Source organism: Caballeronia sp., from assembly GCF_049581465.1.
Lineage (GTDB): Bacteria > Pseudomonadota > Gammaproteobacteria > Burkholderiales > Burkholderiaceae > Caballeronia.
This window is the reverse complement of the sequence record NZ_JBAUSA010001084.1, coordinates 1-1,959: the sequence shown is the minus strand read 5'-3', so window position 1 is coordinate 1,959 and position 1,959 is coordinate 1. Positions and strand designations below refer to the sequence as shown.

4 protein-coding genes are annotated in these 1,959 nt (G+C 60.4%); 1 reads left to right on the top strand and 3 read right to left on the bottom strand.

Annotated elements, in window-relative coordinates; genetic code table 11:
* On the bottom strand, window positions 1-447 hold a 447-nt coding region (locus tag WCA53_RS26555; RefSeq protein WP_423917608.1), incomplete at its 3' end, for a transporter substrate-binding domain-containing protein.
* Complete coding sequence (locus WCA53_RS26550; protein ID WP_423917605.1) at window positions 428-1,051, bottom strand: PrpF domain-containing protein; 624 nt, start codon at window positions 1,049-1,051, stop codon at window positions 428-430. The genes WCA53_RS26550 and WCA53_RS26555, both read right to left, overlap by 20 nt.
* On the opposite strand from WCA53_RS26550, the gene WCA53_RS26545 reads away from it, so the two are divergent.
* On the top strand, window positions 1,032-1,412 hold the full coding sequence (locus WCA53_RS26545) for a hypothetical protein (protein WP_423917600.1): 381 nt from the start codon (window positions 1,032-1,034) through the stop codon (window positions 1,410-1,412). The two genes, WCA53_RS26550 and WCA53_RS26545, sit on opposite strands and share 20 nt — an antisense overlap.
* Before the next feature lie 97 nt (window positions 1,413-1,509).
* Here WCA53_RS26545 and WCA53_RS26540 read toward each other — a convergent pair.
* A partial coding sequence (locus WCA53_RS26540; protein WP_423917595.1) for an HU family DNA-binding protein occupies window positions 1,510-1,959 on the bottom strand: 450 nt, incomplete at its 5' end.

The following is a 1,959-nucleotide window of genomic DNA, read 5'->3' as shown; positions in this document are numbered from 1 at the left end:
CACGATCGTCGCGTGCGCGAGTGTTCGAGTCAGAAACAAATCGTAGGCGCTCCCCTTGCCGACAACGACCGTGGTTCCCACGCGGTCCACCGCTTCGTTCGAACGGATCGGCGAGTCGTCGCGGACTAGATAAGCGCCTTCGATAAGAACGTAGGGAAACGTCTGTTCGATACCTTTTCCCCGGACGGGGTCACGCGCAACGAAGGCAACATCCCACTCGTCTCTATCGAGTCCGGCGACAACTTTGCCCGCCGCATCATAGGTAACAAATTCAACTGGGACGCCGAGCTGCCTCGCCAGCTCCCGCGACAAGTCAACGGACACCCCTTCGGGTTGCTGGGTGACAGGATCTTTGGAAGCGAGAATCGGGTTGCCAAAATTGATCGCCGCGCGAAGCTGCCCAGTCGGGGCGAGGTCGGCAAGAACGTCAGGCGTGGCAGTAGTCATGATGAAGTGTCCGGAGTTCGGGGGCGAGAGACGACGGCCCTTCCATCAGCCGGCGCGCCGTACGAAGCATGATCGCCTTGGTGACGACCCACGCGCCGTCCTTCTGCTCCGCTTGCGCGCCCACTGCCATCACGCCCGAGGGATGCCCAAAGCGGATTGAGCCGCCTGCCTTGTTGGCGACAAGCCTGTTGACGACCGTGCCGGGGATTGCGCCGGCGACCGCGATTGCAACCCCACCGGTTCCCGTCGTGGCGTGGTGCAGCTTGCCCATGGAAAGAATCCGCGCGTTGATGTTGATGGTCGTCGGGTCTACCCGGCGCATTCGAACAGCGGCATACGCGCGGATTGCTTCGCATTTCCTGAGCAGTTCGGCGTTGTCGTTCACGTCGGCCTGCATCTCATTGCCGCGCAAGCCGAGGGCTTCTGCGTTGATGAAAATTGCCGGGTTACCGGCGTTGATCATCGTCACTTGAAACGCTCGGTAGCTCGGAACCTCAAGCGAGTCGACCGGGTTCTCCGTAGGAAACGGGGCTTCCTTGGCGTCCTCGCCATTGATGAAGCCTTGTGCAACAAACGAGCGCGGCATGGTTACATCGATGTTCAACAGGGGCTGCAATGCAGGCTCGGCAATCTGCTCCGTCATTCTAGCCTCCCTGGTTGCCCTGTATGAATGGCGAGTATCGTTCATCATTATTTTCCCGGTGCCCTTCGCAACGAATCTGACCATTCTGCTCGTTGCGTTTTCGATCACGCTCACCGGCATCGCTTCAACGACATCGCTAAACTTCGCGTTGCTGAGCGATCCGCTGCGGAACGACTCACGGGACGCGGCGAAAGCGATGGCGTTGGTTGTCGCGGGCGCAAACGCGTTCGGCATGACTACTCCGATCGAAACAGAACATGCGATTGCCGCTGCGGGAAGCTATGCAGTGGGCATTGAGCCTCGTGGGCGGGGTCCCGTCTAGAAAAAATGGCCGGCATCCTTGCGGATACCGGCCATTTTTTTCGACTGATGCGCGCCCGGCTTACTCGCCGGCGTCATCGTCGTCGCTTCATCTCAGCTTAAGCGGCTGCGTCTTTCAGCTTCTTCAACGCGCGCGCCTTGATGCGTACGCTTGCCGGCTTTGCCGGGAACCAACGGTCTTCGCCGGAGAACGGGTCCTTCGCGAAGCGCCTCTTCTTGGCCGGCACAACTTGCGCCGAGATCTTCAAGAGGCCTGACAACGTGAACTCGCCCGCGCCCTTCTTGTGTACCGCGCCGAGGATCGTGTCCTCGAGCGCTGCCAGCACGGCCTTCACTGCCTTGAGGTCAACCGTTGAGCGGTCCGCAAGATGCGCGACCAGCGATGCCTTCGTGAACGTGTCCTTGATCGGCGTCAGTGTTGCTGGCGTCTTCACGGCCACTTTCTTCGCTGCTGCAACGGGCTTCGCTGCGGCCTTCTTGGCTACAACTTTCTTGGCTGCAACCTTCTTGACGGGCACTGCTGCCGTCTTGGTCGCGGCCTTCGGGGC